We start from the raw sequence: 26,129 nt of genomic DNA, 5'->3' as shown, positions 1-26,129 counted from the left end.
AGCGCGATGCCGGAGCGACCTGAGCGCCAGCTGTGTCGCCGTGTCGACCGTCGCTGGTGAAGCGCTGACGCGCCTCGTCGGGCCGCTGCCGCGGCGCGCGACGGTCAGACCCGTGCCATGTTGACGAACCGGGCGAAGTTGCCGACGAAGCCGAGGTGCACGACACCGGTCGGACCGTTGCGGTGCTTGGCGATGATCACCTCCGCCGCGCCCCGCTCGGTCGTGTCGGGGTTGTACACCTCGTCGCGGTAGATGAACATCACGACGTCGGCGTCCTGCTCGATCGCTCCCGACTCGCGCAGGTCGGCGAGGAGCGGGCGCTTGTCGGCCCTGCTCTCGAGGCCTCGGGAGAGCTGGCTCAGGGCCACGACGGGGATCTCGAGCTCGCGAGCGAGGATCTTGAGCCCCCGGCTGATCTCCGAGATCTCGACCTGGCGGTTCTCCGCCGTCGAGCGGCCCGTCATGAGCTGGAGGTAGTCGACGACGACGAGGCCGAGGCCGTCGCGGCTCTTCATGCGCCGCGCCTTCGCACGGATGTCCATCACCGTCACGTTCGGGTTGTCGTCGATGTAGAGCGGCGCGTTGCCGATCCGGCCGATGGCGTGGCTGATCTTCGGCCAGTCGCCCTCGAGGAGGCGCCCGTTGCGCATCCTCGTGGCGTCGACGCGTGCCTCCGCGCACAGCACGCGCTGGGCGATCTCGAGGTGGCTCATCTCGAGGGAGAAGAAGAGCACCGGGATCCCCTGGATCGCCGCGTGCGCCGCCAGCCCGAGCGCGAACGCGGTCTTGCCCATGGACGGCCGTGCCCCGACGACGACGAGGTTGGAGGCCTGCAGCCCCGACAGCTGCTCGTCGAGGTCGGTGAAGCCCGTCGGGACCCCGGTGATGGTCTCCTTGCGCCCGTAGAGCTCCTCGAGGCGGTCGAGGCTGCGCGACAGGAGCTCCTGGAGCGGGGCGACCGTGTCCGCCGAGCGCCGCTGGGCGACCTCGAAGATCATCGACTCGGCCCGATCGAGGGCCCCGGCGACGTCCTCCGGCAGCCCGTAGCTCATCTCGGCGATCTCCTGGGAGACGCCGATCAGCCGGCGCAGGAGCGCGTGCTCTTCGACGATGCGCGCGTAGCGCTGCGCGCTCGAGATCGCTGGCGTGTTCGACTGGAGGGAGACGAGCGCGGCGGCGCCGCCGACCTCGTCGAGACAACCGGCCCGACGCAGCTCCTCGGCGACCGTCACGGCGTCGGCCGGCTCGCCCTGGGCGTAGAGGGAGGTGATCGCGGCGAAGATCTGGGCGTGCGAGGGCTTGTAGAAGTCGGCCGCGCTGCAGCGCTCGAGCGCGACCGCGATCGCGTCGCGCGAGAGGAGCATCGCGCCGAGGAGCGACTCCTCGGCCTCGAGGCTGTGCGGCGGCACGCGGTTCGGGTTGGCCTGCGTGGCGACCTGGCGGACCCGCCGGCGGGTCTCGTCGAGCGGCTGGAGCATCGGCCGCTCAGGGTGCCTCGTGCCGCCTGTTGGCGGCTAGTGCCCGATCCTCTGGATATCGCGGGCCCGGCTGTGGAGCACGGGGGGACGACGTCGAGGTTCCTGTGGCCTCTCGCGCGCGCCGGGGCGGTTCGCGGTCCGACCCACCGAGCGCGCGCCACCCTCGCATGCGGCGCAACCTAGGCGCCCGGTGTCGCACTCCGACCCGTCCCGTCGCTCGATGGGCCGGCGACCGTGGGCGGGGAGGCGGCGGCTCGCCGCAGGGCCGCTCCTCGCGTCGACGGCGCGAGGTCCGGCGCGCCCCACGGCGACTCCACGCCGGGGAGCGGCGCTACGCGGGGACGACCTCCACGGTGAGGGCGAACTCGACCTCGGGGTGGAGGCGCACGCGCACCTCGTGGACGCCCAGCGTCTTCACCGGCTCGTAGGCGACCAGCTTGTGCCGATCGAGCTCGACGCCGGCCTGGGAGGCGACGGCCGCGACCACGTCGCTCGCGGTGACCGAGCCGAAGAGGCGGCCCTCCGAGCCAGCGCGGGCCGCGACCGTGAAGGTCATCGGCACGAGGCGCTGCGCGATGGCCTCCGCCGCCTCGCGCTCCTTCGAGTCGCGAAGGTCGCGTCGACGGCGCATCGCGGCGGCCTGGGCGGCGATCTTGTCGCTCGCCACGATGGCGAGACCGGAGGGGACGAGGTGGTTGCGGGCGTAGCCGTCGGCGACGTCGACGATGTCCCCTCGCCGGCCGAGCCCGGCGAGGTCCGAGCGGAGGACGACCCTCATGCGTCGGCCCCGACGTCGAGCGCGGCCGTCCCGTCGCCTCCGGGCGCGAGCTCCGCGGCGTCCGGAGTCGCCTCGCGCGCCTCCGCACCCGGCGGCGGAGCGGAGGACGCGGCGCGCCTCGCGCGGCTGCCCGGGCGCTCGGTCGTCATGCGCTGGGTGTACGGCAGGAGGGCGAGCTCTCGCGCGGTCTTGATGGCGACCGCCACCGCTCGCTGGTGCTGGGCGCAGTTGCCCGAAACCCGGCGGGCACGGATCTTGCCGCGGTCGGACATGAACTTCTTCAGCAGGTTCACGTCCTTGTACTCGACGTGCGCGATCCGCTCCTTGCAGAAGACGCAGACCTTCTTCTTGACCTTGCGCCCGGCGTCCTTCGGGGCACGGCGGCTCGAGCGGTCGCGATCGTTGCTGCGCGCCATCAGAACGGCTCCTCGTCCTCGGCCGCGTAGGCGGGCTCGGGCGCGTGGCGCGCCGGGCGCGCCTGGGCGGCGCCGTCCCCGCCAGGACCGCGGCGCTCGTTCTTCACGACCTGCGCGGTCGCCCACCGCAGGCTCGGGCCGAGCTCGTCGGCGACGATCTCGATGCGCGACCGCTTCTCGCCCTCGGGCGTCTCCCACGAGCGCTGCTCGAGCCGCCCGGTGACGATGACGCGCGCGCCGCGCGTCAGGCTCTCGCTCACGTTCTCGGCCATCTCACGCCAGCAGACGACGTCGAAGAAGCTCGTCGCCTCCTCCCACTCCTGGGTCTGGCGGTTCTGCCAGCGGCGGTTCACCGCGAGCCCGAAGCTGGCCGTCGCCTGGCCAGAGGGGGTGAACCGCAGCTCCGGGTCGCGCGTCACGTTGCCGACGAGCGTCACGGTGTTTCCGTTCGACATGGCTGCCTCCGATCGGACTAGCGAGCCTGAGCCGCTTCGGGCTCCGGGCTGGTGGCGGGACGGGCGACCCGGTGCTCGGGCTGGCGGATGACGCGGTGGCGCAGCACGTCGTCGGAGAGCGAGAGGAATCGGTCGACCTCGGCCACGGTCGCCGGCTGCGCGCTCACCTCTACGAACACGTAGTAACCCTCGCTGCGGTGCTTCATCTCGTAGGCGAACGGCCGACGCCCCCAGCGGTCGATGCGACCGGGGCGGCCGCCGCGCGCGCTGACGAGCTCGACGACGCGCTCGATCGTCTCCCGGATGGCCTGCTCGTCCAGCGTGGCGTCGAAGATGATCGCGATCTCGTAGGGCCGCACGGGCGGCTCACCTCCTTCGGACCCGGCGCCGGTGCGACCGGGGCCCCGGCTCGTTCACCGGGACAGGGGTGGTCTGTGGCGCGGTCATCGTAGCCGAAGCCTGCGCCGCGGCCGCCTCCCCGGAACACCCCCGGAGCGTCGCGCCGCGGCTCCCGGCCCGCCTACCGCGGCGCTCCATCGGCGGCCTCGCGCGCCAGAGCCTCCTCGAGGCCGGGCGGCGCGTGGTAGGTCTCGGCCTCGGCGGGGAAGGTGCCGGCGCGCACGTCCGCCGCGTAGGCCGCGACGGCCAGACGAGCCGCCTGCGCGAGCTCGGCGTAGCGCCGCACGAAGCGCGGCGGCGACTCGGTCAGGCCGAGCAGGTCGTGGAGCACGAGGACCTGACCGTCGCAGGCCGCGCCCGCCCCGATGCCGATCGTCGGGACCTCGATCGCCTCCGTGACGCGCCGGGCCACGACGTCGGGCACCCCCTCGAGGACGATGGCGAAGCAGCCGGCCGCGGCGAGGGCCTCGGCGTCGAGCTCGAGGGCTGCGGCTTCGCGCGGCGCCCGTGCCTGAACGCGCAGGCCGCCCATCGCCCGCACGGACTGCGGGGTCAGCCCGAGGTGGCCCATCACCGGGATCTCGGCGTCGAGGAGGGCCCGGAGCACGTCGAGGCGGCGACGGCCGCCCTCGAGCTTCACGGCGTCGGCGCCGGCGCGGATGAGGGTGGCGGCGTTGCGCAGGGTGTCGGCAGTGCCGACGTGGTAGCTCATCCAGGGCATGTCGGCGACGACGAGGGCGTTCGGGCGCGCCCGGGCGACGGCGGCGACGTGGTACGCCATCTCGTCGATGCCGACCGAGAGCGTGTCGTCCAGGCCGAGGACGACGTTGGCGAGCGAGTCCCCGACGAGGATGGCGTCCACGCCCGCCCCGTCGACGATGCGGGCCGAGGGGAAGTCGTACGCCGTCACCATGACGATCGGCGCTGCGCCGAGCCGCCGCTTGCGCCCCGCGAGAGCGGGTGCGGTGACCTTCGTGGCCATGACCAACCTCCACCGTCCAGCGCCTGGCGGCTGCCGGCGGCGATCGAAGGCTAGCGCCGTGGCAGCCGGTCGCGCCGGCGGGCCGCCGAGGAGCCGAACATGCGCACGAGGTGGTTCCACGAGCACGCAACGCAGACCTCGACGACGTAGAAGACGAGCTCGCCACGCCTCGCCGCGAGCGCGGCGAGCTCGCTCGGCCCCGAGATCGCACGGCCGCTCGCCGGCAGGCCGGGGCCGAAGGCGAAGGACACGTGCACGAGCTTCGCGGCACCGCAGATCGGGCAGTCCGCCGAGCTCGGTCGCCCGAGGTTGCGGGCCACGCGCAGCAGCTCCGGCTGCGCGTCGCAGACGTCGAGGCGCGACAGGCGGCCGCGGTGGAAGGCACGGACCGCGGCGTCCCGCGCCAGGCGGTACTCGACCTGCCCGAGCACCGCCTGGGTGGATCTCGCCGAGGACTCCGGCCCCGTTGGCACCGCGCCAGGCTACCCGACGCCGCTCCCGCCGACCCGGTCCGAGCCAGCGACCGATGCGATATATCGTTTCGATACATCGATGCGTGCTATCGTTGCACCGTGCTCGAGCTCGCCATCCTCGGCCTCCTGAAGGAGCGACCGATGCACGGCTACGACCTGCGCAAGCGGCTGCGCGACGGCTTCGGGCCCCTCTCGAACCTCTCCTTCGGCTCGCTGTACCCGGCGCTCGCCCGGCTCGAGGCCGCCGGCGCGCTCCGCTCCGTCGCCGTCGAGCCCGCCAGGGAGGACCGCGGACGCGTCGCGGCCTCGCTCGCGCTCACCGGTTCGCTGGCCGGCGAGCGCGCGGCGCTCGCCGCTCGCCGGGCCACCGCGAGGGCCGCCGCGGCCCTGGGAGGACGGAGCACCCGGGCGCGCAAGGTCTACGAGATCACCCCCCGGGGCGAGGAGCTCTTCGACCGCCTCCTCGAGGACCCCGACGCCGGAAGCGACGGGCGCGCCTTCTCGCTCCGCCTCGCCTTCGCCCGCCACCTGAGCCCCCAGGCCCGCGTCCGCCTGCTCGAGCGACGGCGGATCCAGCTCGCGGACCGGCTGCGGCGGGCGGCGCGCTCCGCGCAGGGACCGCCGCTCGACCCCTACGAGCGCTCCCTCGCCGAGCACGCCGCCGAGAGCCTGGCGAACGACCTCTCGTGGATCGAGCGGCTCCTCGCTGCCGAGCGGCGGGCCCTCGGCGACGAGGAGGCCGCCGCCGGACCCGAGGCGGACGACGACAGGGGCCGCGTCCGAGCGGCCGCCGGCACGACGAGCACGGAGGGAAGGACCGGTCCATGAGCAAGATCAAGGTGGCCATCGCCGGCGTCGGGAACTGCGCGAGCGCGCTCGTCCAGGGGGTCGAGTACTACCGCGACGCCGAGCCCGGCGAGGCGGTACCCGGCCTGATGCACGTCGTGCTCGGCGGCTACCACGTCGCCGACGTCGAGTTCGTCGCGGCCTTCGACGTCGACGCCGACAAGGTCGGCCTCGACCTCGCCAAGGCGATCCACGCCGGCCGGAACAACACGATCCGCTTCGCGGACGTGCCGACCCTCGGGGTCGCCGTGGAGCGCGGCCCGACCCTCGACGGGCTCGGCACCTACTACCGCCGGGCGATCGAGGAGTCGCCCGAGGAGCCGGTCGACGTCGCGACGGTGCTGCGGCGCAGCGGGGCGGAGGTCCTCGTCGCCTACCTCCCCGTCGGCTCGGAGGCCGCGCAGAAGCACTACGCGAACGCCGCCCTCGAGGCGGGCGTCGCGTTCGTCAACGCCATCCCCGTCTTCATCGCCTCGGACCCGGCCTGGGCGCAGCGCTTCGCCGACGCCGGGGTGCCGATCGTGGGCGACGACATCAAGAGCCAGGTCGGCGCCACGATCGTGCACCGCGTCCTCGCCCGACTGCTCGAGGACCGCGGCACGGTCCTCGACCGCACCTACCAGCTCAACGTCGGCGGCAACATGGACTTCATGAACATGCTCGAGCGCGACCGCCTCGAGTCGAAGAAGGTCTCGAAGACCCAGGCGGTGACGAGCCAGATCGCCCGCGGCATCGCCAGTGACTCGGTGCACATCGGACCGTCCGACCACGTCGCCTGGCTCGAGGACCGCAAGTGGGCCTACCTCCGTCTCGAGGGCCGCAACTTCGGCGACGTCCCGCTCAGCATCGAGCTGAAGCTCGAGGTGTGGGACTCCCCGAACTCCGCGGGCGTGATCATCGACGCCCTGCGCTGCGCGCGCATCGCCCTCGACCGCGGCATCGGCGGGCCGCTGCTCGGGCCGTCCGCCTACTTCATGAAGTCTCCCCCGGTCCAGTACCGGGACGAGGAGGCGCGCCGCCTCGTCGAGGACTTCGCCGCGGGCGGGCCGGCCTAGAGGTCGGCGCCTCGCCCCGGCGGTCGGGGGAGCCCCCGAAGGCGCGCCACCAGGCATCCAGGCGACGTCCGGCCTCCTCCTCGCCGAGGAGGCCCTCCTCCAGCCGCACCTCGAGCAGGTAGGCGAGGGCCCGACCGACCGCGGGCCCCGGCCCGATGCCGAGGCGCGCCATCACCTGGTCCCCGTTGAGCTCCGGACGGATCGCGTCGAGCGCCTCCTGCTCGCGAAGCTGCGCCAGCCGCGCCTCGAGCTCGTCCATGCGGCGCTCGAGCTCGCGCGCCTTCGCGCGGTTGCGCGTCGTGCAGTCCGCCCGAGTGAGCTCGTTCAGCCGGTCGAGGAGGTCCCCCGCGTCCCTCGCGTAGCGGCGCACCGCCGAGTCGGTCCACCCCATCTTGTACGTGTGGAACCGCAGGTGCAGCTCGACGAGGCGGGCGACGGCGTCGACCTCGTCGCTCGGGTAGCGCAGCGCCGTGAGGCGCTGGCGGGCCATGCGGGCGCCGACGACGTCGTGGTGGTGGAAGGTCACCCCCTCGGGCCCGATGGCGCGCGTGCGCGGCTTGCCCACGTCGTGGAGGAGGGCGGCCAGGCGGAGGATCCGATCCGGGCGGGTCTTGCCCACCACGGCGATGGTGTGGGCGAGGACGTCCTTGTGCCGGTGCACCGGGTCCTGCTCGAGCGAGAGCGCGGGCAGCTCCGGGAGGAACTCCTCGGCCAGCCCGGTCCGCACGACGAACCAGAGCCCCGGGGCCGGGTCGGGCAGCACGATGAGCTTGTCGAGCTCGTCGCGGATGCGCTCCGCCGAGACGATGGCCAGCCGGTGGCGCAGCGAGCGCACCGCCTCGACGAGCGCCTCGTCGGGGACGAGCCCGTAGCCGCTGATGAAGCGCGCGGCGCGCAGCATCCGCAGCGGGTCGTCCGAGAAGGACACCTCCGGGTCGAGGGGCGTGCGCAGCCGCCGAGCGGCGAGGTCCGAGAGCCCGTCGCTCGGGTCGATGAGCTCGAGATCGGGCAGCCTGAGCGCCATGGCGTTGACGGTGAAGTCGCGGCGCGCGAGGTCCGCCACGATGTCGTCCCCGAAGCGCACCTCGGGCTTGCGAGACTCGGGCGTGTAGACCTCGGCGCGGTGCGTCGTGATCTCGACGCGCCGGCCCCGGCGCACGGCCCCGATCGTGCCGAAGGCCCGCCCCTGGTGCCACACCGCGTCCGCCCAGCCGGCCAGGAGCGCCTCGACCTCCTCGGGACGCGCGTCGGTCGTGAGGTCGAGGTCGGCGTCGTCGACGGCGAGGCCGTCCGGGCGGCCGACGAGCGCGTCGCGGACGGTCCCGCCGACGAGGTAGAGGCGCCGTCCGACGGACGCGAAGCGCTCGGCGAGGGGCGCGGTCTCCTCGATGAAGGGGCGGAGGCGCTCGGGGATCACGGCGCGTGAGGGTAGTGCTCCACCCCCGGACGCCCCCCGCTCAGGGCGCGTCGCGATGGCCGTGGAGCGCCGCCGCGGCCGCGATGACGCGCCGCGCCGGCTCGTCGGCCGGCGAGCCGCCGGTCGCCGGCTCCGGACGGTAGGAGGTGCCGGCGAGGACGGCGACCGTCGCCGCAGCGCTCGCCGCCAGCGCGGCGAGGTCGTAGCCGCCCTCGAGGAAGAAGATGCGCCGCCCCGGCGCCGCGAGCGGCAGCACCCGCTCCGTGAGGTCGGCGAAGTCGCCGGCGCTCAGGCCGAGGTCGGTGAGGGGATCGGCCCGGTGGGCGTCGTAGCCGGCCGACACGAGGAGCCAGTCGGGCCGGAAGCGCTCGGCCAGGGGGACGACGACCTCGTCGACGGCTCGCCGGTAGGCGTCGCCCGAGGAGCGAGGGGGGAGGGGCACGTTGGCGGTCGCGCCCGTCCCCGCCCCGGCCCCGACCTCCTCGAGGCGACCGGTGCCCGGGTAGAGCGGGGACTGGTGGAGCGAGACGTAGCACACCTCCCCCCGGTCGTAGAAGGCGGCCTGGGTGCCGTTGCCGTGGTGGGCGTCCCAGTCGACGATGAGGACGCGCTCGCCGCCTGCCGCGAGCGCCGCCGCCGTGACGGCGACGTTGTTGAGCAGGCAGAAGCCCATCGCCCGACCGGCGAGCGCGTGGTGGCCGGGCGGGCGCAGCGCGAGGAAGGCAGCGTCCGCCTCGCCCCGGCGTAGGCGCTCGGCGGCCTCGAGCCCGGCCCCCGCCGCGCGCAGCGCGGCGTCGAAGGACGCCTCGCCGACCGCCGTGTCCGGGTCGAGCTGCCCGCCACCCGCCAGGCACACCTGCTCGAGGCGCGCGACGTAGCCCTCGTCGTGCACGCGGGCGAGCTCGCCGCGCGTCGCCCGGCGCGGGTCGAAGCGCCGGAGCGCACCCTCGAGGCCCGCGGTCGCGAGCCCCTGGCGCAGCGCGGCGAGCCGCGCCGGCGCCTCGGGGTGGCCGGATCCCGGGTCGTGCCCCTCGAAGGCCGGGTGCTCGGCGAACAGGATCACCCGACGACCCTACCGGCACCATGCCCGCCCGCCGTGCGCCCTAGGCTGCCTGCGACCAGGCACCGAACGGAGGTCAGCCCTACCCGTGGCGTCGTGCCCGCGACCCTCGCCCCCGCCGTCACCGGCCCGGCGCCTGCTCGCCGCCCTCCCCGCGGCGCTCCTTACCGCCGCCGTCCTCCTCGCCCCGGCGACGCCCGCCGAGGCGGCGTCGGGCACGTCGTCGCTCGAGCTCACGAGCCAGACCACCTGGGTCCGGGGCAGCACGATGGTGCTCGGGCTGCGCGTCGCGTCCCCGCTGCCGCTGTCGCGCCTCGCGCTCAAGGTGGTGCTCTACCCCCAGCTCCCCAACCGCACCGCCTTCCAGGAGTCGCTCGAGGGGACGCCGAGCACCCTCCCGCTCGCCGCACCGCCGCCCGTGCCCCTCGCCGAGCTCGCCGCACGAGGCAGGCGGACGGCGAACGTGCTGCTGCACCTCAGGGTCGTGACCGGGTCCACGCCCCCCGCAGCGGCAGGTCGCACACCGGTGCTCGGCCTGGAGTGCACGACCCGCTGCGACGGCGTCTACCCCCTGCGCGTCGTCCTGCTCGACCGCGCCGCGCCCGATCCGCTGGCCTCCCCGCTCGCCGCGTTCACGACGCACCTCGTCTACGTCGCCGACGAGGGTGGCCGCCCGCTCGAGGTCGCCATCGTCCTGCCCGTCGGGCTGCGCCCGCTCCTCGACGCGACGGGCGCGCCGACGCTCGGCCCGACCGCGACGGCCTCGATCGAGCACCTCGCGCAGGTCGTCGCCGCGAACCCGAGCACCCCCGCCACCCTCGAGGTCTACCCGCAGGCGCTCCTCGCGCTCTCCCGCACGCGCACGGCCGTGGCCCGCCGCGCGCTCGCCGCCCTGCAACGCCTCCTCACGGGCGGCTCGCCGAACCTCGAGGTCCTCGGCACCCCCTTCGCGCCCGTCGGGCTGGCCTCGCTCGCCGCCGCGGGCCTCGGCGCGCAGTGGGCGGACCAGCTCCGCCGCGGGGAGCAGGTCGACGCCGCCCTCCTCGGGACGCGCCCGGCGCCGAGCCCCTACGTGTCGTACACGGCGCTCGACGCGGCCGCCCTCGCCCTCCTCGACCATTCCGGCGTCCACGACCTCGTGGTGCCCGCGTCGAACCTCGCCGCGCAGTGGGGACCGCAGACGCCGACGGCCCCGGTCGCCCTCGCGTCCGGCTCGACGCCACCGGCCTCGACCGACGCCTTCGGCGCCGACCCCGAGCTCGCGAGCTACTTCTCGCGCGCCGGCGACGACCCGGTCCTCGAGGCCCACCGCTTCCTCGCCGAGCTCGCCCAGATCTACTTCGACGAGCCAGCGGCCGCGCAGGGGCGCGCCGTCGTGGTCACCCCGACGACGTGGGGCGGCAGCACGGCCTTCCTCGGCACCATCCTGCACGCGCTCGCGCCGGGGACGCCCGGTGCGACGGTCAGCGCGGTCACGCTCGCCGACGCCTTCAACGACGTGCTGCCGGGGGCGAACGGCGGACCCCTCTCGGCCACCCTCGCCGCCGCGCGCGCCGGGCCTCCCGGTGCGACGCGTGCCGCCGTCGCGCGCGCCCGGGCCGAGGCCGCCATCGTCGCGTCCGTGCTCGCCGACCGACGCGAGCTGCCGCTGCGCCAGGACCTCAGCGACGCCATCTACCTCGCCGAGTCGGCAGGCATCTCGGCGCCCGAGCGCCGGCGCTACCTCTCGGCGCCCGCGGAGGCCTTCGACGAGCTGCGCAGCTGGGTCTCCATCGCCGGGGGAGCGCGCACGGTGACGCTCACGGCGCCGAGCGCCAAGGTGCCCCTCACCCTCGTCGCGGACCTGCCTCGTTCGGTCCCTTCGCTCCACGCCCTCCTCGAGGTGCGCTCGAGCAGACTGGCCTTCCCCGACGGCTTCGCCCGCACGGTCGTGCTCCGGCCGAAGGACAACGGCTTCTCCTTCCGGGTCACGGCCCGGACCTCGGGCGTCTTCCCGCTCGACGTCGTGGTCCTCACGCCGCTCGGCCACGCGATCCTCCTCAAGACGACCTTCAACGTCCGCTCGACGGCGATCTCGGGCGCCGTCATCGCGCTCTCGCTCGGAGCCCTCCTCGTGCTCGCGGCCTGGTGGTGGCGCTCGGTGCTCCGCCACCGGCGGCGGTCCGCCGTCGGGCGCGAGCCGGCGCCCCCGGCGTGAGCGGCGGCAGCGCCCCGCCGGCCGCAGCCCGCCTCGAGCGAGCGAGCCGACGACGGGCGCGCCTCGCGCGCGCCTCGGTCGGGACCGGCCTCGGGACGCTGCTGTCGCGGGCTACCGGCCTCGTGCGCCTCGTCGTCGCGGCCTACGCCCTCGGCGGCCTGCGGCTCGCCGACGCCTTCAACCTCGCCAACAACACCCCGAACATGGTGCACGACCTCGTGCTCGGTGGGGTCCTGGCGGCCACGTTCGTGCCGGTCTTCGTCGACCAGCTCGCCACCCGCCCGCTGCGCCAGGCGGAGGCGTCGATGTCGGCGGTCGTGACGCTGGCCGGCACGGTCCTCGTCGCCGCGACGGTGCTCCTCGTGCTCGGGGCCCCGGCGATCATCGACCTCCTCACCCTCGGCAGGGCGACGCCGACCGAGCACGCCATCGCCGTCACGCTGCTCCGGCTCTTCGCCCCCCAGCTGCTCTTCTACGGCGCGATCAGCATCGCCTCGGCGCTGCTCGCGACGAAGGACCGCTTCGGGGCGGTCGGCTTCGCCCCCGTCGTCAACAACGTCGTCGCCATCGTGGTGCTCGCCGTCTTCGCCGCCCTCGCCGGGCGCCGGGCCGTCGAGAGCGGGGCGGTGCTCCACGACCGTGCGCTCATCGCCTTCCTCGGGGTCGGCACGACCGCGGGGGTGGCGCTGCAGGCCCTCGCCCTCGTCCCCGCGCTGCGCCGCGCGAAGGTGCGCGTCTCGTTCCGCTGGCGGCCGCGCGACCCGGCGGTGCGCGCCATCGTCGCGCTGTCCGGCTGGACCTTCGGCTTCGTCGTGGCGAACCAGGTCGCCCTCTTCGTCGTGCTCGCGATGGAGTTCCACCTGGGGACGAGCAACGTCACCGCCTACACCTACGGCTTCACCTTCTTCCAGCTGCCCTTCGCCGTCGTCGCCGTCTCGGTGATCAACGTCGCGTCGCCCGACCTCGCCCGGCTGCACACCGCCGGACGTCTCGACGCGGTGGGGCGGCGCCTCGGGGTCGCGCTGCGCCAGACGCTCGCGTTCGTGCTCCCCGCCGCCGTGGGCTACCTCGTGCTGGCACGGCCGATCGTGACCCTCACCTTGGAGCACGGCGCCTTCGGGGCAGCGAGTGCCCGGCTCACGGCGTCGGTGCTCGCCATGTTCGCCCTCGGCCTGCCCGGGTTCTGCACCTTCTTCCTCGCCGTGCGCGCCCTGCAGGCGATGCGCGACACGCGTACCGCCTTCGTCCTGTACGTGCTCGAGAACGGGACGAACCTGCTCGCCGCGGCCCTCCTCTACCACCCGCTCGGCGCGCGCGGCCTCGCCCTCGCCTACTCGATCGCCTACACGGTCGGCGCCGGGGCCGCCCTCGCGGTCCTGCGCGAGCGCCTCGGCACGATCGGCGGCCGGCGCCTCCTCGCCGCAACGGCGCGCTCGGCCGCCTTGAGCCTGCTGATGGCGTTCGCGGTCGCGCTCGTCTCGGCGCTGCTCGGCGCCGGCGGGGGGGCGTGGGGCTGGCTCGCGCTCGTGCTCGAGGTCGCGGTCGGCGCCGCCGTGTACCTCGGCGGCGCGGGCGTAGCGGGGTCGCTCGCCAGCTGGCAGACTTCCCGGCACACACCGAGCGGAACGAGGGGGGCTCGTGGCGATCGCAATCGTCACCGACGGGGCGGCTGACCTGCCCGCCGAGCTCGTCGCGAAGCACAGGATCGGCGTCGTCCCCCTCGAGGTGCGCCTCGCCGGGCACGACGCGCTGCGCGACGACGCGCTCTCCCCCGAGGCGTTCTGGCGCCTCAGCGCCAGCTCGGGCGCGCTCGCCGAGACCGCGGCGCCTTCCCCGGGGGCGTTTCGCGACGCCTTCGTCGCGGCAGCCGAGGCCGGGTACGACGGCGTCGTGTGCGTGACGCTCTCGTCGCGCCTGTCGGCCACCTACGAGGCCGCCGTCGCGGGCGCGCGCGAGGCGCGCGCCACGCTCGCCGTGGAGGTCGTCGACTCGCGCTCGGTGACGATGGGCGAGGGCCTGCTCGTGCTCGAGGCGGCCGAGCGGGCGGAGGCGGGCGAGCCCCTCGGCGCCGTCGCGCACGCCGTGCGCGCCGCGCTCGAGGACGTCGCGGTCGTCGGGACGCTCGACACGCTCGAGAACCTCCGCCGGGGAGGACGGATCGGCACGGCGCAGGCGCTCGTCGGCTCGCTGCTGTCGATCAAGCCGGTCATCGAGGTGCGCGACGGGGTGGTCGAGGCGGAGTCCCGCCAGCGCACCCGGGCGCGCTCGCTGCGCTACCTCGCGGACAAGGTGGCCGGCCTCGGCCCCCTGAAGCGCCTCGCCGTCGTGCACGCCGCAGCCGACGACCTCGACGCGATGCTGGCGCTGCTCGAGCCGCTCCACCCGAGCACCGAGACGATCGTCTCGTGGATCGGTCCGGTGGTCGGCGCGCACACCGGCCCGGGGACGATCGGCGTCTGCGCCCAGCGCGCCTGAGCGCGCGCCGGCCGTGCCGAGGCGTAGCCACCGAGCGCGCGCGCTCCACCACGTTGCGCATCGGCATGTCTCGCTGCACGACGTGCTGTCCGAGCCCGAAGCCCGTAGCATCGCCTGAAAGGAAAATGCTCGAGGCGGACAAATGCCGAGCGGCAACCGGACAGGACGGAGACGCGAGCGACGATGGACGAGCGACCGGGCACGACCTTGCCGGCGAGCGCCAGCCGAGCCTACCTCCTCGCCGGCACCCGCCGGCGCAGCGCGCTGCGCCGGCGCTTCCTCGCCCTCGGGGTGGCCGTCCTCGCCGTCCTCGGCGCCAGCATGGGCGTGTCCTTCCTCGGGGCGACCGGCACGACGCAGCTCTCGGTGAGCGCCGGCAGCTCGAGCACGAACTACGTCTTCCCCGCCGTCGCCGGGGCGAACGCCACCGCCGTGCCGGCGAACGTGACCTCGACGAAGTACGGCGGCTCGGTCGGCTCCGGGGGGAGCGTGACGGCCCAGCTGCCGAGCTGGAGCCCCGTCGCCAACACGGCCGGCTCGGTGACGACGCCGGGCGACCTCGCGATCATCGACGCCACCTCGGTCACCGACGGGCTGCTCGTCGACGTCTACGTGACGAACCTCGCCGCGCTGCAGTCCGACTACAGCTCCTTCGCCTTCCCGGTCAACGTCTACTACGCCTCGACCTCGGGCGCGGGCAGCGCGCCGCTCACCGGCGCCTGCTCAGCGACGGCCGGCTGCAACTGGCAGCCGGCGAACGGCACCGGCTCGGCGCCGAACGTCCTCACCTCGGTCACGTACCTCACGAACGACTCCGGGGTGGTGAGCTTCAACCTGCCGCCGGGCGCCTACTACGACATCACGATGGAGACCGGCGGCGCCTACTACTGCACCGCGACGACCTCGAGCGCCACGGCCTCGCTGAGCCCGGCCTTCTACTTCACGGCGCAGGCCTACTAGGACGCGCACGATGACGAGCGCGCCTGCCACCGCCACCCGGCCAGCGCCGCACACGGCCGCGTCGCCGGCCGCCGCGCGCCGCGGCGGGATCGTCGCCCACCGCAAGGCGCTCGCCGCGAGCGCCGTCGCGCTCGCGGCCCTCGTGAGCGGCTCGCTCTTCTACCTCGGGGCCACCGGCTCGACGACGACCTCGATCAGCCCGCCCGCCGGCGCCCCCTCGAGCACCGCCGCGGCCCAGGTGACGCCCGTCGCCGGCACGATCCAGCGCCGGACCGGTCAGGCGCTGAAGCAGGTGGGGATCCTCCTCGCGAAGGTGACGACGGCGGCGTCGACGGCGAACCACCTGAAGGTGAGCGTCGACTGGCTCGACCCGAACGACGCCGGCAGGGTCCTCAACAACCCGAACGCCCAGCTGTCGATCGGCCTCTACCACGACGTGCACACCGGGGCGTGCAACCAGGCGACGAGCTACACGGTGACGAACTCGCCGACCTCGGTCACCCTCACCGACCCGACCGACGGCGCCACGTACTGCGCCCTCCTCGACACGAGCGCGACCGGGAGCTCGACGGTGTACACCGGCGCCCTCTTCCTCTCGAAGACGCGCCTCGGCGGCTACCTCCTCCCGAAGGAGGACCTCAGCTCGAGCGGGGACAGCGTCCTGTGCACGGCGAACACGACGAACGACGCGGACACCCCCTGCGACCCGTCCTACCTCGCGTCGAACCTGGCCGAGCGCGTGCTCTACGTCGGCCTGTCGATCGTGACGCCGGGCGGCAACCCCCACGGCCAGCAGCCGCAGGCGGGGAGCCTCAGCTTCTTCGTCCGGGCGAACGCGACCGGCTGAGCCGGAGGGCCTGGGGTGAGGCGACGACTCGGCCGGGCCCGGCGCATCGCCGTGGTGCTCGCCTGGTCGGCGATCCCCGCCCTCGCCCTCGCAGCGGCTGGCGCCTACGTCGGCGCCGCGCTCGTCTGGCACGTCAACCCGCCGGTCGTGCCGGTCGAGGGCCAGTCGATGGCGCCCGTGCTGCGCACCGGGGACCTCGTCCTGCTCCACGGCGTGAACCCCGCCACGGTGAAGGTCGGCGAGATCGTCGCCGTGGCCGTCCCGAGCGAGGACCGCTCGAAGTACGGGCTGCCGGCCGAGGTCGTCCACCGCGTCGTGCGCGTCACGCGCACGAGGCAGGGCCTCGTCTTCCAGACGAAGGGCGACGCGAACGCCGGGCCCGACGTCTTCCTGACCCCGGCGAGCGACCTCATCGGGCGCGAGACCGGAGTCGTCCCCGACGCGGGCTACCTCCTCCTCTTCTTCCGCAGCCGCCAGGGGGAGATCTTCCTCGGCGCGGTCCTGCTCGTCGCCCTCGTCTACGTCCTGCTCGCCTGGCTCGAGCAGCGCAGCGCGGAGAACCCGACGCCGCGGCTGCTCGAGGCCCTCCTCGAGGAGACCGAGCGCGTCCGCGCCGAGCTCGCCGGGCCTGCCGCAGGCGCCGACCCCGGCGACGGGGCGAGCGAGGCAGGCGAGCCGGCTCTCGGCGCCGCCGGCACCCCCGTCCCGGCGCGCACCACCTCCGTCGCCGGGACGCTCGCCGAGCTCGCTGCAGCGGTCGGCGAGAGCACCCGGCGCAGCGACGAGATCGAGCGCTCGCTCGCCGAGCTCGTCGAGGCGGTGCGCGAGTACGCCGGGCACCTGCGCAGCCACACGGCCGCTGTCCAGGCGCTCGCGCTCGCCGCCGAGCACCTCGAGGCGATGGCTGCGGAGCTGCGCTCGGCTGCGGGCGGCGCGCCGGCCGGCTGGTACCCGGACTTCACGGGCGAGCCGCAGCTGCGCTACTTCGACGGCGAGCGCTGGACGGGCCACGTCGCGCCGATGACGCCGTCTGCCTGAGCTGCCGCCAGCGCGCGTGCCCTAACCTCGCGAGCATGCCGGCGGTGACCGAGCGAGCGGAGGGGGACGACTGGGCCGCCCGGGCCGTCGCGCAGCTCGAGTCCGTCGTCGAGCTCGTGCGCGGCCGCTCGGTCCGGCCCGTCCTCTTCGCGGCACGCGCCCTCGCGGCGGCCATCGTCGCGGGGACCTTGGCGATCGGGGTGGCCGTCGCCTTCACGGTCGGGGTCGTCCGGCTCCTCGACGCCGACGCGTTCGCCGGGCGAGTGTGGGCCACCGACTTCGTGCTGGCGGGAATCTTCGCGACCCTCGGGGGGTTCTTGCTCTGGGCGAGCAGGCGGACGGGAAGGGGCGACGGTGGCTGACGAGGAGAGCTGGGCGCACGGTGCGCTGCGCAACGTCGTCATCATCGGGTCGGGGCCGGCGGGCCTGACCGCGGCGATCTACACCGCGCGGGCCGACCTCGCCCCGCTCGTGCTCGAAGGCGAGCCCTCGTCGACGAGCGACCAGCCCGGCGGCCAGCTGATGCTCACGACGGAGGTCGAGAACTACCCGGGCTTCCCCGACGGCGTGATGGGGCCCGACCTGATGGCGAGCTTCCGCAGCCAGGCGCTGCGCTTCGGGGCGCAGATCGAGACGGCGCGGGCGACCCGAGTCGACCTCGGCTCGCGGCCCTTCGCAATCTGGACCAGCGAGGCGAGCGCCGAGCCGGCCGTGCGGGCGCGCGCCCTCATCGTCGCCACGGGGGCGCGCTCGCTCATGCTCGGAGTGCCCGGCGAGGCGCGCCTGCTCGGCCACGGCGTCTCGACGTGCGCGACCTGCGACGGCTTCTTCTTCCGCAACCTGCCGGTCGCGGTCGTCGGCGGCGGCGACTCCGCGCTCGAAGAGGCCATCTTCCTCTCGAAGTTCGCGAGCTCGGTCCTCGTGATCCACCGGCGCAAGGAGCTGCGCGCGTCGAAGATCATGCAGGACCGCGCGCTCTCCAACCCGCGCATCTCGTTCCTGTGGGACACGGTCGTCGACGAGGTCCTCGGGGAGCAGAAGGTCCGGGCACTCAAGGTGCACGACACGGTGACGGGCCAGGCGCGCGAGGTCGAGGTGGCCGGCCTGTTCGTGGCCATCGGCCACGCGCCGAGCACCGGGCTGTTCGCCGGCCAGCTCGACATGGATGCGGGTGGCTACATCCTCACCCACGACGGGACGAAGACGAGCAAGCCCGGCGTCTTCGCCTGCGGCGACGTCCAGGACCGCGTCTACCGCCAGGCGGTCACGGCTGCCGGTTCGGGCTGCATGGCCGCCATCGACGTCGAGCGCTACCTCGAGTCGCAGCACTAGCAGCGCGCGGACGCGCCCAGGACGTCCACGCGCGACCAGAAGGAGGGAACGTGTCCAGCGCGCTGACCGTCACCGACGACACCTTCGACGAGCTCGTCGGCCTCTCGCCGGTGCCCGTCCTCGTCGACTTCTGGGCGGAGTGGTGCGGGCCGTGCCGAATGGTGGCACCGATCCTCGACGAGATCGCCCAGGAGAAGGCCGGGGCGCTCACGGTAGCGAAGCTGAACGTCGACGACAGCATCAAGACCGCCCAGCGCTTCGAGGTGCTGAGCATCCCGACCCTCATCCTGTTCAAGGACGGCGAGCCGGTCGTGCGCGTCGTCGGAGCGAAGTCGAAGTCCGCCCTCCTCGCCGACATCTCGCCGCACCTGTAGTCGCGCGCGGGCCGAGCGGCGCGATGGCCGCGCCCGTAACATGAGCGCGTGCCCAGCACGTCCCCGCCCGGCGCCACCGCGCTCCCGCTGCGGCGAGGGGACCGGGGCCCAGCCGTCGAGGACCTCCAGCGCCGCCTCGCGGGCCTCGGCGCGACCTGCGACGACCCCCCGGGGGACTACGGCGCCTCGACCGAGGAGGCGGTCCGTCGCTTCCAGCGCCAGCGCGGCCTCCCGGACCACGGCACCTGCGACCGGGACACCTGGCAAGCGGTGGTCGAGGCCGGCTACCGCCTCGGTGACCGCCTCCTCTACCGCCGCAGCCCGATGCTGCGCGGTGACGACGTCGCCGAGCTGCAGCGGCGGCTGAGCGCCCTCGGCTTCGACCCGGGCCGCATCGACGGGATCTTCGGCGACGACACCGCCCGGGCGCTCGCTGACTTCCAGCGCAACGCCGGGCTGCTGATCGACGCCATCTGCGGTCGCCGGACGCTGGAGGAGCTCTGGCGCCTCGAGCCCCGCCCCGGCGGCCACGACCTCGTCAGCCCACTCGCCGAGCGTCTGCGCGTCGCGCGAGACGGCGCGGGCGGCCTCGCGGGGCGACGCGTCGGCGTCGGCGAGCCCGGCGGGTTCCCCCAGGGGGTCGTCGCCGTGTGCAGGGCCCTCGGCGACGTCGGGGCGGTCGGCCTGGCCTTCCACCACTTCGACCCGTCGCGCCAGGCGGCGGAGGCGAACGCCGCGGGCGTCGCCTGCTTCATCAGCCTGGTGCTCGATCCCGAGTCGGGCGACTGCGTCACCGCCTACTACCGCGGCTTCCACTACGAGTCGCTCGTGAGCCGCTCGCTCGCCGAGCTCGCGCAGTCGAGGCTGCCCAAGGTGCTCGACCTCGGCGACGGCGGCGTCACGGGGATGGCGAGCCCCATCCTGCGCGAGACGCGCATGCCGGCGATCGAGGTGCGCCTCGGGCGGCCCGAGGTCGTCGTACAGCGCACGGCCGAGCTCGGCCAGGCCCTCGTCGAGGCCCTGAGCAGGTGGGTGACCACCGACCTGGCCTGACGAGCAATCCACAACCTGTGCATGAGGTTGTGGATCAACGTCGAGCTGCGCATGAGCCGGCCCGGGACTGCTGGCCGCAACTGCTGGCCGCACCGATCTCCCTGCTCAGACGGCAGATCGGGCGCAGGTGCAGGTGGCTCCCGCCGACGTCGCGATCTGCCTCACGCTCAGCTCGAGGGAGAGGGTCACCCGATGGCCGAGGGCGCCTCGCTGACCATGGCGCGGTAGATGCGCTCGAGGTCCTCGAGGGTGGCGAACTCGACGACGATGCGGCCGCGCTTCGCCCCCATCTCCACGCTGACGCGCGTGTTGAGATGCTGGGCGAGGAGCTCCTCGAGCTCGAGCACCCCCGGGGGCCGCAGCCCGCGCCTGTCGAGCGTCCGCGCCGGCCCGGCTGCGCTCGCGGCTGGCGAGGAACCGGGCACGTCCGGCGGGTCCTCCCGTTCGAGCGTGCGCACCAGCTCCTCGACGGCGCGCACCGAGAGGCCGTCGGCGAGCACCTGCTGCGCGAGCTTCTCCTGGAGCTGGCGGTCGGGCGTCATCAGGAGCGCCCGGGCATGCCCGGCGCTCAGCCGGCCATCCTGGACGTAGCGCTGCACGGACGGAGGCAGCTGGAAGAGCCGCAGCGCGTTCGTCACCGCGGCCCGACTCCGCCCGACCCGCTGCGCGACCTGCTCGTGGGTGAGGCCGAAGTCCTCGATCAGCTGCTGGTAGGCAGCTGCCTCGTCGAGCGGATTGAGGTCCTCGCGGTGGAGGTTCTCGACGAGCGCCTGCTCCAAGCTGGCGACGTCACTCGCCTGCTGCACGAGCGCCGGGATGACCTGCAGCCCCGCGCGCCGGGCGGCTCGGCACCGCCGCTCGCCCGCGATCAGCTCGAAGGCATCCTCGTCGATCTGGCGCACGAGGACCGGCTGGAGGACGCCGACGGCGCGGATCGAGTCGACGAGGGACGACAGCGCCTCCTCGTCGAAGTGCTTGCGCGGCTGGAACTGGTTCGGCTCGATCTGCGAGAGGGGGATCTCGCGCAGCGCCGAGCCGGGACGTCCCGACGCCTCCGTCGGGATGAGGGCTCCGAGACCCCGTCCGAGTCCGCTACGCCGCGCCACCGCTGACCTCCTTGGCAAGCTCCCGATAGGCAATCGCGCCCCGCGACCCGGGGTCGTGCACGGTCACCGGCTCGCCGAAGGAGGGTGCTTCGGAGATCCGGACCGAGCGAGGGATGACCGTCCGGCACACGGCCCCGGCGAAGTGCGCACGCACCTCCTGGACGACCTGGTCCGCGAGCTTCGTCCGGGCGTCGTACATCGTGAGGACGATCGTCGTGACCTCGAGCCCGGGGTTGAGGTTCGCGCGCACCAGCTCCACGTTCCGCAGCAGCTGGCCGAGGCCCTCGAGCGCGTAGTACTCGCACTGGATCGGCACGAGCACCTCCCCGGCGGCAGCGAGCCCGTTCACGGTGAGCAGGCCGAGGGACGGCGGGCAGTCGATGAGGACGTAGGAGAACTCGGCGCGAAGCGGCTCCATCGCTCGGCGCAGCCGCAGCTCCCGCGAGAAGGCGGGGACGAGCTCGATCTCCGCACCAGCCAGGTCGATCGTCGCCGGCGCCACGAACAGGTTCTTGATCGACGTCGGCTCGATGCAGTCCTCGAGCGGCACGTCGTGCAGGAGGACGTCGTACATGGAGACGTCGAAGTTGCGCCCCTCGATGCCGAGGCCGGTCGTCGCGTTCCCCTGGGGGTCGAGGTCGACGACGAGGACGCGATACCCGAGGTCAGCGAGGGAGGCCCCGAGGTTCACCGTCGTGGTGGTCTTGCCGACGCCGCCCTTCTGGTTCGCCACCGCGAGCACCCGCGGCAGAGGCCGGCCGGGCGGGCCACCTGGGACGCTCGCTCCAGCCGCCGCGTGACCGACGTCAGCTCGCCGCCTGGTGCTCACCGCCGACTCGACCTCGCCATGTCGCTCCTGCCTGCCGCGCCGCGCGTCGACGGCTGGGCACCCGGCGTTTCACGTGGAACCTCCCGGCCGATCCGTCGAGCCACGCGCGGAGCCGGGCGCCCGGTGAGCATACCCCCGCCGCCACGCCGCCGCTGATGGCGCGCGTTCCACGTGGAACCGCAGGCGCAGCCACCGGCGCACCACCCCGCCTCCTGCCGGGACTGGGGCACGTTCTCGAGCAGACGACCCGCCCGGCCCCCGACTGGCTCGGACGCGGCCCTCGCGCCCGAGCACCGGCTGTGCCCCGCGTCGAGGAGGCAGCAGGTGCCACCGCGACCGACGCCCGAGCGGCGCCAGGAGGGGAGCGGCGAGGGCGCTCGGAGGAGGAGCCCCGACCTCCTCGGATCTCGAGCCGCTCCGTCGCCTGGTAGTCGTTCCGCCGAGCCTCGACAGCTGGTCTCGTGCCGCGAGACTGGGCCGATCCAGCGCGAGGTCGCCCCACGAGGCAGATCCTCGCACGACACGAGTCGCCCTGCTGGTCCCCGACGCACGCGCCCGTGACGGGCCGGTCCGACGGACGCCGAGCGCGGCGTCCCGCGCTCGCCTCGCGAGCCCGCCGCTCCGGCGCCGCCCGGCCACGGCCAGGCGAAGCGTCCGCTACCGAGGCCGACCGCTTCGGCTGGTCGGACGAGCCCCTCGTCCGCGACCACCGGGCCTGGTGCGACGGCACGGCTAGAAGCGGGAGGCACCTGGCCGGCGCTCGACGAATCACGCCGGCCAGGTCGCCGCGCGCACCGAGGCGACGCCGCGTCGGTGCTCGATCCCGGTCCTGCTCGCGATTCCACCGGTGCCGCTCGCGGCGACGCGTGTCCGCACCGTGACCACCTGATGCTGCGGCTCGCGCCGATCCGCACCGCGGGCGCTGGCGCGTCCTGTGGACGCGCCCGCCGGCGAACCTCGGGCGACGAGGCGACCGGACGGTGCGGCGTCGCCGGCGGGCACGGCCCACGGACCAGTCTTCGAGTCGTTCCGGGCCGCGCCGTCCCCGCGGCCACGTCGCGCCGAGCTGATCGGACCACGGGCTGAACCGCACCTCGGCGCCTCCGCCACGGGGCCCCTCGACGGTGCGTTCCCGTCAGAACAGCGGCCGCTTCGCCGGGATGCCGACGCGCCGAGGGAAGGCGCCAGGACAGGCGCGCACCTGCCGGAGGACGGCGAACGCGAACGGCGCCTCGTGGATTGCCTCGAGCGCAAGGCCGAGCCGGCTGCAGCCGGCAGCCTCCCAGCGGGCGCTCCCACCCGGTGGCTCGGACACGACGAGACGACCGCCTGGTGCGAGGAACCCGGCCGCGCACTCCGCCGTGGTGCCGGGCCCGCCGAACCCTCGCGCCACGACGGCCTCGAAGTTCGCCCGCAGGCGGCGGTCGTGCCCCAGCTCCTCGGCGCGCCCGGGAAGCACGCGCACTCGCTCGCCCAGTTCGAGGCGGCGGATGGACTGCGCGAGGAAGGCGGCCCGCCCCTTCCTGCCCTCGAGGAGCACGACCTCGCGCTCGGGGAGGAGCTCGGCGACGACGAGCCCGGGGAGGCCGCCGCCGCTGCCGAGGTCGAGAACCCGCCGCGACGGCTCCCGGGCGAGGAGGTCGGCGAAGGCGGCGGCATGCGCCACGTGGTCGGCGAGAGAGGCCGGCCCGATGGCACCGAGCGCCTGCGCCTCGGCGAGGACGTCGAGGAGCGCCTCGCTCACCCCGATGGCGTCGGGGACCGCGGCCACGGCGACACCGCACCCGGCACGGCGGCTCGGTCAGCTCGAGGGCGCGCCGGCGCCGGCCGCTCGCCTCGCGGCGGGTCGGATCACGACGTAGCGGCCCGGCTCGACGCCTTCGGAGGCGGTCTCGACCCCTTCGATCGGGTTGACGGCGTCGTGGACGATCTTCCGGTCCGCGGCCGACATCGGCTCGAGCGCCTGCGTCTCGCCCGTCTCGAGGACCTCGGCGGCCGCCCGTCGGGCGAAGGCGGCGAGCGCCGCAGCTCGACGCGCCCGGAAACCTGCGACGTCGACGGATACCCTCGCCGCTCGCTGCTCGCCGCCACGCCGCTGGAGGACGGTCCGAGCCAGCTCCTGCAGCGCGTCGAGGGTCGCGCCACGTGGGCCGATGAGCAGCCCGAGGTCGTCGCCGTCCACCTCCACGGCGACGGCGTCGTCCTCCACGCGCACGGAGGTGGTGGCGTCGAACCCGAAGCGCTCGACGACCCCCCGCACGAACGCGCCAACGAGCTCCGCCTCCTGCTCGACGGTCATCTGCCCCTCCTCGCCCCTCGCTTCGACACGTGCCCTCGCGGCAGCCCCGCCGCGACGCCCGCCGCGCCGACGCGGCGCTCGTCGGGCCTGGTCCGCACCACCCGCCGCCGCCCCGCTCGCGGATCCCCCCTGCCCGGGCGGCGGCACGCCCCGCTCGCTCGGCCGGCGCGTCCCGGCGCCAGCCGACCGGCTGCGGCTCTCTCCCTGGTCACGCGCGCTCCGACCGCGCTGGGGGCGCTTCGGCCGTGGCGCGGAAGGTCGCACGCGGGCGCGTACACGAGCCTCCCCACGCCGCAGCCCGAACAGCCCGGTGCGCGGCTCCTCGAGGATGACCACCTCCGCATCGTGCTCGTCGACCCCGAGCACGTCGAGCGCAGCCTCGAGCGCCGCGGCGACCGTCGAACCGGTCGTCTCCACCCACTCCATCGCCTACCTCGGCTTGCGGGGGCGTTTCCCCTGGGCCCTCGGGTGCGGGCGCCGCTGGTGACTCCGACCCTCGCCTGCCGGGGTCGTGCGCGCGATGGCGCCCTTCTTCGGCGCCTCGGCGGTCCGAGCCGGCGGCCGTCCACCCCCGTTCTCGCCGGGCTCGAGCGCCGGCGTCGCGAACACCCGTCCGAACAGGCCCTTCGCCCGCGATGCCGCCGGCACCCGCACCTTCGCGTCCACGACCTTGCCGTCGGCTCTGGCGCGCGCGTGCAGCCGCGCGAGCGACTCGCGGATGTGCGGGTCGCGCCGGTACATGTACTCCTGCTGGGCGATGCGGAAGAGGCTCGAGACGATGAAGTACACGTTGACCCCAGCGGGGATCGAGATGTAGATGATCGCGAAGATCACCGGGAAGATCTTCTGCATCTGCTGCATCTGCGGGTTCGCCTGGGCCGCCGCCGGGTTCCGGCCGTTCAGCTGCTTCATCTGCACGTACTGCAGCCCGATCGCGAGCAGGATGAGGATGATGAAGGGGACCTTCTGGCCCCAGGTCAGCCACGAGGTCCGCACCGAGTCGGCGAGGTTGATGCCGAAGGCGTTGAGCTGCGGGTGGGCGGTGTGCAGGTTCTGCTGGATGATGTCGCGGTAGAGGCGGGTGCCCCTGTCGATGTAGAGGGGGGCGAGGACCCTGTTGCCCACGCCCTCGTGCGTGAGGCCCCGGATCGTCATGTACAGGATCCAGAAGATCGGGAACTGCAGCAGCATCGGCAGGCAGCCCCCGGTCGGGCTGACGTTGTTCTCCCGGTAGAGGGCCATGAGCTCCTCGTTGAGGCGCTGACGGGCCTCCTGTCGCTCCTGGACCGTCGCTCCCGGCTGGGCCTTGTACTTCGCCTGCAGCTTGCGGATCTCCGGCGCGAGGAGCTGCATCTTCATCATCGAGCGCGTCGCGCGGCGGTTGATCGGGAAGACGACGACCATGACGGCGATCGTGAGGAGCGCGATCGCGACCGCGTAGTTCGGGATGAGGGCGTAGAACTCGGCGATCAGCCAGGCGAAGGCGACGAAGAACGGGTGGGCGATCTGGCCGATCGTCGAGGCGAGCAGCACGAGGTCCCCCTAGCCCTAGCCCGGCACGGGGTCGAAGCCCCGTCCACCGAGCGGGTGGCAGCGCAGGAGGCGCCGGAGCGCGAGCGAGGACCCGCGCAGCGCCCCGTGCGCCTCGAGCGCCTCGAGCGCGTACTGGGAGCACGACGGGACGTAGCGACAGTGCGACGGGTGCCCGGCACGGGCCACCTGGTAGGCGCGTACGAGCGCGACGAGCGCGACACGCAGCCACCGTCGCGGCTCGCTCACCGTCCGCTCCTCCCGCTCGCTCTCCGCATCGTGTCGATCACCTGCTCCCTCAGCTCCTCGAAGCTCAGCGAGGCGACGTCTGGCCCGAGGCCGATGAGGTAGTCACCCGGGGGGAGCTCCGCCGAGCACCCGGCGACGATGGCGCGCAGGCGCCGCCGCCAGCGGTTCCGGGCGACGGCCCCACCGACCTTCCTGCCGACCGCGAACGCGACGCGCACCTCGCCGCCGGCGCCTCCGGTCGGTTCGAAGTGTACCGTGATCGGGCCGCTCGCAGCTCGTCGGCGGGAGCGGGCGAGCGCACGGAAGGCCCGGTGCCCCCGGACCGCTGCCGGGCGGGGACTCAAGCAGACAGTCGCGCCCGTCCGCGGCGCCGACGGGCCTTCAGGATCGCCCGCCCGGCGTGCGTCGCCATCCGGTGCCGGAACCCGTGTCGCTTCGCGCGCTTCCTCGTGTTCGGCTGGTAGGTCCGCTTCATGCTGCC

General features: G+C 74.3%; 28 protein-coding genes and 1 pseudogene. 12 read left to right on the top strand and 17 right to left on the bottom strand.

The features are described from left to right. Positions 1–104: 104 nt before the first annotated feature. From dnaB to VKV23_10035, 7 genes and pseudogenes are all read right to left on the bottom strand, one after another. Entirely contained in the window at positions 105–1,478 is a 1,374-nt protein-coding gene (gene dnaB, locus VKV23_10065; GenBank protein ID HLI16381.1) for a replicative DNA helicase, read from the bottom strand. A 331-nt stretch (positions 1,479–1,809) separates the two neighbouring features. Continuing rightward, on the bottom strand, positions 1,810–2,256 hold the full coding sequence (rplI, locus tag VKV23_10060; GenBank protein HLI16380.1) for a 50S ribosomal protein L9: 447 nt from the start codon (positions 2,254–2,256) through the stop codon (positions 1,810–1,812). A gap of 158 nt (positions 2,257–2,414) precedes the next feature. Then, positions 2,415–2,672: pseudogene (gene rpsR / locus VKV23_10055) on the bottom strand (30S ribosomal protein S18). Beyond that, complete coding sequence (gene ssb / locus VKV23_10050) at positions 2,672–3,127, bottom strand: single-stranded DNA-binding protein (GenBank protein ID HLI16379.1); 456 nt, start codon at positions 3,125–3,127, stop codon at positions 2,672–2,674. The pseudogene rpsR and the gene ssb overlap by 1 nt, the downstream one beginning before the upstream one ends. A gap of 17 nt (positions 3,128–3,144) precedes the next feature. Next, positions 3,145–3,486: a 30S ribosomal protein S6 gene (gene rpsF / locus VKV23_10045; protein HLI16378.1), complete on the bottom strand. Its 342-nt coding sequence runs from the start codon at positions 3,484–3,486 to the stop codon at positions 3,145–3,147. Positions 3,487–3,647: 161 nt separating this feature from the next. Beyond that, entirely contained in the window at positions 3,648–4,508 is an 861-nt protein-coding gene (panB, locus tag VKV23_10040; GenBank protein HLI16377.1) for a 3-methyl-2-oxobutanoate hydroxymethyltransferase, read from the bottom strand. A 50-nt stretch (positions 4,509–4,558) separates the two neighbouring features. Beyond that, positions 4,559–4,981, bottom strand: coding sequence for a DUF5318 family protein (locus tag VKV23_10035; GenBank protein HLI16376.1), 423 nt, complete (start codon positions 4,979–4,981; stop codon positions 4,559–4,561). Positions 4,982–5,080: 99 nt separating this feature from the next. On the opposite strand from VKV23_10035, the gene VKV23_10030 reads away from it, so the two are divergent. Next, positions 5,081–5,809, top strand: a complete 729-nt coding sequence (locus VKV23_10030) for a PadR family transcriptional regulator (protein ID HLI16375.1) — start codon at positions 5,081–5,083, stop codon at positions 5,807–5,809. After that, positions 5,806–6,882, top strand: coding sequence for an inositol-3-phosphate synthase (locus VKV23_10025; GenBank protein HLI16374.1), 1,077 nt, complete (start codon positions 5,806–5,808; stop codon positions 6,880–6,882). Before VKV23_10030 ends, VKV23_10025 begins: the two co-directional genes overlap by 4 nt. Here VKV23_10025 and VKV23_10020 read toward each other — a convergent pair. After that, positions 6,800–8,299 carry a CCA tRNA nucleotidyltransferase gene (locus VKV23_10020; protein ID HLI16373.1) on the bottom strand — a complete coding sequence of 500 codons (1,500 nt, stop codon included), beginning with the start codon at positions 8,297–8,299 and terminating at the stop codon, positions 6,800–6,802. The two genes, VKV23_10025 and VKV23_10020, sit on opposite strands and share 83 nt — an antisense overlap. Positions 8,300–8,339: 40 nt before the next feature. Then, positions 8,340–9,362, bottom strand: a complete 1,023-nt coding sequence (locus tag VKV23_10015) for a histone deacetylase (GenBank protein HLI16372.1) — start codon at positions 9,360–9,362, stop codon at positions 8,340–8,342. Positions 9,363–9,447: 85 nt separating this feature from the next. Between VKV23_10015 and VKV23_10010 the strand changes: the two genes are divergently transcribed. The 10 genes from VKV23_10010 to VKV23_09965 all read left to right on the top strand — a co-directional run bounded on the left by VKV23_10010 (position 9,448) and on the right by VKV23_09965 (position 19,635). Next, a complete protein-coding gene (locus VKV23_10010) occupies positions 9,448–11,556 on the top strand; it encodes a hypothetical protein (protein ID HLI16371.1) in 2,109 nt (702 codons plus the stop codon). Continuing rightward, the gene (murJ, locus tag VKV23_10005; GenBank protein HLI16370.1) at positions 11,553–13,229 is read left to right on the top strand and encodes a murein biosynthesis integral membrane protein MurJ; all 1,677 of its coding nucleotides are present in this window, start codon (positions 11,553–11,555) and stop codon (positions 13,227–13,229) included. Before VKV23_10010 ends, murJ begins: the two co-directional genes overlap by 4 nt. After that, positions 13,195–14,031 (top strand): DegV family protein, encoded by an 837-nt coding sequence (locus tag VKV23_10000; GenBank protein HLI16369.1) that lies wholly within the window; start codon positions 13,195–13,197, stop codon positions 14,029–14,031. Before murJ ends, VKV23_10000 begins: the two co-directional genes overlap by 35 nt. A 183-nt stretch (positions 14,032–14,214) precedes the next feature. Further along, on the top strand, positions 14,215–14,991 hold the full coding sequence (locus tag VKV23_09995; protein ID HLI16368.1) for a hypothetical protein: 777 nt from the start codon (positions 14,215–14,217) through the stop codon (positions 14,989–14,991). Positions 14,992–15,001: 10 nt separating this feature from the next. Further along, positions 15,002–15,838 (top strand): hypothetical protein, encoded by an 837-nt coding sequence (locus VKV23_09990; GenBank protein ID HLI16367.1) that lies wholly within the window; start codon positions 15,002–15,004, stop codon positions 15,836–15,838. Between the two features lie 15 nt (positions 15,839–15,853). After that, positions 15,854–16,876, top strand: coding sequence for a signal peptidase I (locus VKV23_09985; GenBank protein HLI16366.1), 1,023 nt, complete (start codon positions 15,854–15,856; stop codon positions 16,874–16,876). A 44-nt stretch (positions 16,877–16,920) separates the two neighbouring features. Beyond that, on the top strand, positions 16,921–17,238 hold the full coding sequence (locus VKV23_09980) for a hypothetical protein (protein ID HLI16365.1): 318 nt from the start codon (positions 16,921–16,923) through the stop codon (positions 17,236–17,238). After that, a complete protein-coding gene (gene trxB, locus VKV23_09975; GenBank protein HLI16364.1) occupies positions 17,231–18,208 on the top strand; it encodes a thioredoxin-disulfide reductase in 978 nt (325 codons plus the stop codon). The genes VKV23_09980 and trxB overlap by 8 nt, the downstream gene beginning before the upstream one ends. A gap of 50 nt (positions 18,209–18,258) precedes the next feature. After that, on the top strand, positions 18,259–18,582 hold the full coding sequence (trxA, locus tag VKV23_09970) for a thioredoxin (protein HLI16363.1): 324 nt from the start codon (positions 18,259–18,261) through the stop codon (positions 18,580–18,582). A gap of 48 nt (positions 18,583–18,630) precedes the next feature. Continuing rightward, positions 18,631–19,635 carry a peptidoglycan-binding protein gene (locus VKV23_09965; GenBank protein HLI16362.1) on the top strand — a complete coding sequence of 335 codons (1,005 nt, stop codon included), beginning with the start codon at positions 18,631–18,633 and terminating at the stop codon, positions 19,633–19,635. 185 nt (positions 19,636–19,820) lie between these two features. On the opposite strand, the gene VKV23_09960 is transcribed toward VKV23_09965, so the two are convergent. From VKV23_09960 to rpmH, 8 genes are all read right to left on the bottom strand, one after another. Then, positions 19,821–20,741, bottom strand: coding sequence for a ParB/RepB/Spo0J family partition protein (locus VKV23_09960; GenBank protein ID HLI16361.1), 921 nt, complete (start codon positions 20,739–20,741; stop codon positions 19,821–19,823). Further along, positions 20,728–21,474 (bottom strand): AAA family ATPase, encoded by a 747-nt coding sequence (locus VKV23_09955; protein ID HLI16360.1) that lies wholly within the window; start codon positions 21,472–21,474, stop codon positions 20,728–20,730. The genes VKV23_09960 and VKV23_09955 overlap by 14 nt, the downstream gene beginning before the upstream one ends. A gap of 1,231 nt (positions 21,475–22,705) precedes the next feature. Next, positions 22,706–23,341: an RsmG family class I SAM-dependent methyltransferase gene (locus VKV23_09950; GenBank protein HLI16359.1), complete on the bottom strand. Its 636-nt coding sequence runs from the start codon at positions 23,339–23,341 to the stop codon at positions 22,706–22,708. 30 nt (positions 23,342–23,371) lie between these two features. Continuing rightward, positions 23,372–24,295: an RNA-binding cell elongation regulator Jag/EloR gene (gene jag, locus VKV23_09945; protein HLI16358.1), complete on the bottom strand. Its 924-nt coding sequence runs from the start codon at positions 24,293–24,295 to the stop codon at positions 23,372–23,374. A 3-nt stretch (positions 24,296–24,298) separates the two neighbouring features. Next, positions 24,299–25,402, bottom strand: a complete 1,104-nt coding sequence (locus VKV23_09940; protein ID HLI16357.1) for a YidC/Oxa1 family membrane protein insertase — start codon at positions 25,400–25,402, stop codon at positions 24,299–24,301. 15 nt (positions 25,403–25,417) lie between these two features. After that, positions 25,418–25,648 (bottom strand): membrane protein insertion efficiency factor YidD, encoded by a 231-nt coding sequence (gene yidD / locus VKV23_09935; protein HLI16356.1) that lies wholly within the window; start codon positions 25,646–25,648, stop codon positions 25,418–25,420. Beyond that, a complete protein-coding gene (gene rnpA / locus VKV23_09930) occupies positions 25,645–25,992 on the bottom strand; it encodes a ribonuclease P protein component (GenBank protein ID HLI16355.1) in 348 nt (115 codons plus the stop codon). The genes yidD and rnpA overlap by 4 nt, the downstream gene beginning before the upstream one ends. Continuing rightward, positions 25,989–26,123, bottom strand: coding sequence for a 50S ribosomal protein L34 (rpmH, locus tag VKV23_09925; GenBank protein ID HLI16354.1), 135 nt, complete (start codon positions 26,121–26,123; stop codon positions 25,989–25,991). Before rpmH ends, rnpA begins: the two co-directional genes overlap by 4 nt. Positions 26,124–26,129: the final 6 nt, after the last annotated feature.

It is taken from the genome of Acidimicrobiales bacterium (assembly GCA_035294085.1).
Classification (GTDB): domain Bacteria; phylum Actinomycetota; class Acidimicrobiia; order Acidimicrobiales; family Bog-793; genus DATGLP01.
Note: the sequence above shows the minus strand (reverse complement) of the source record. Positions and strands in the feature narration are given on the sequence as shown.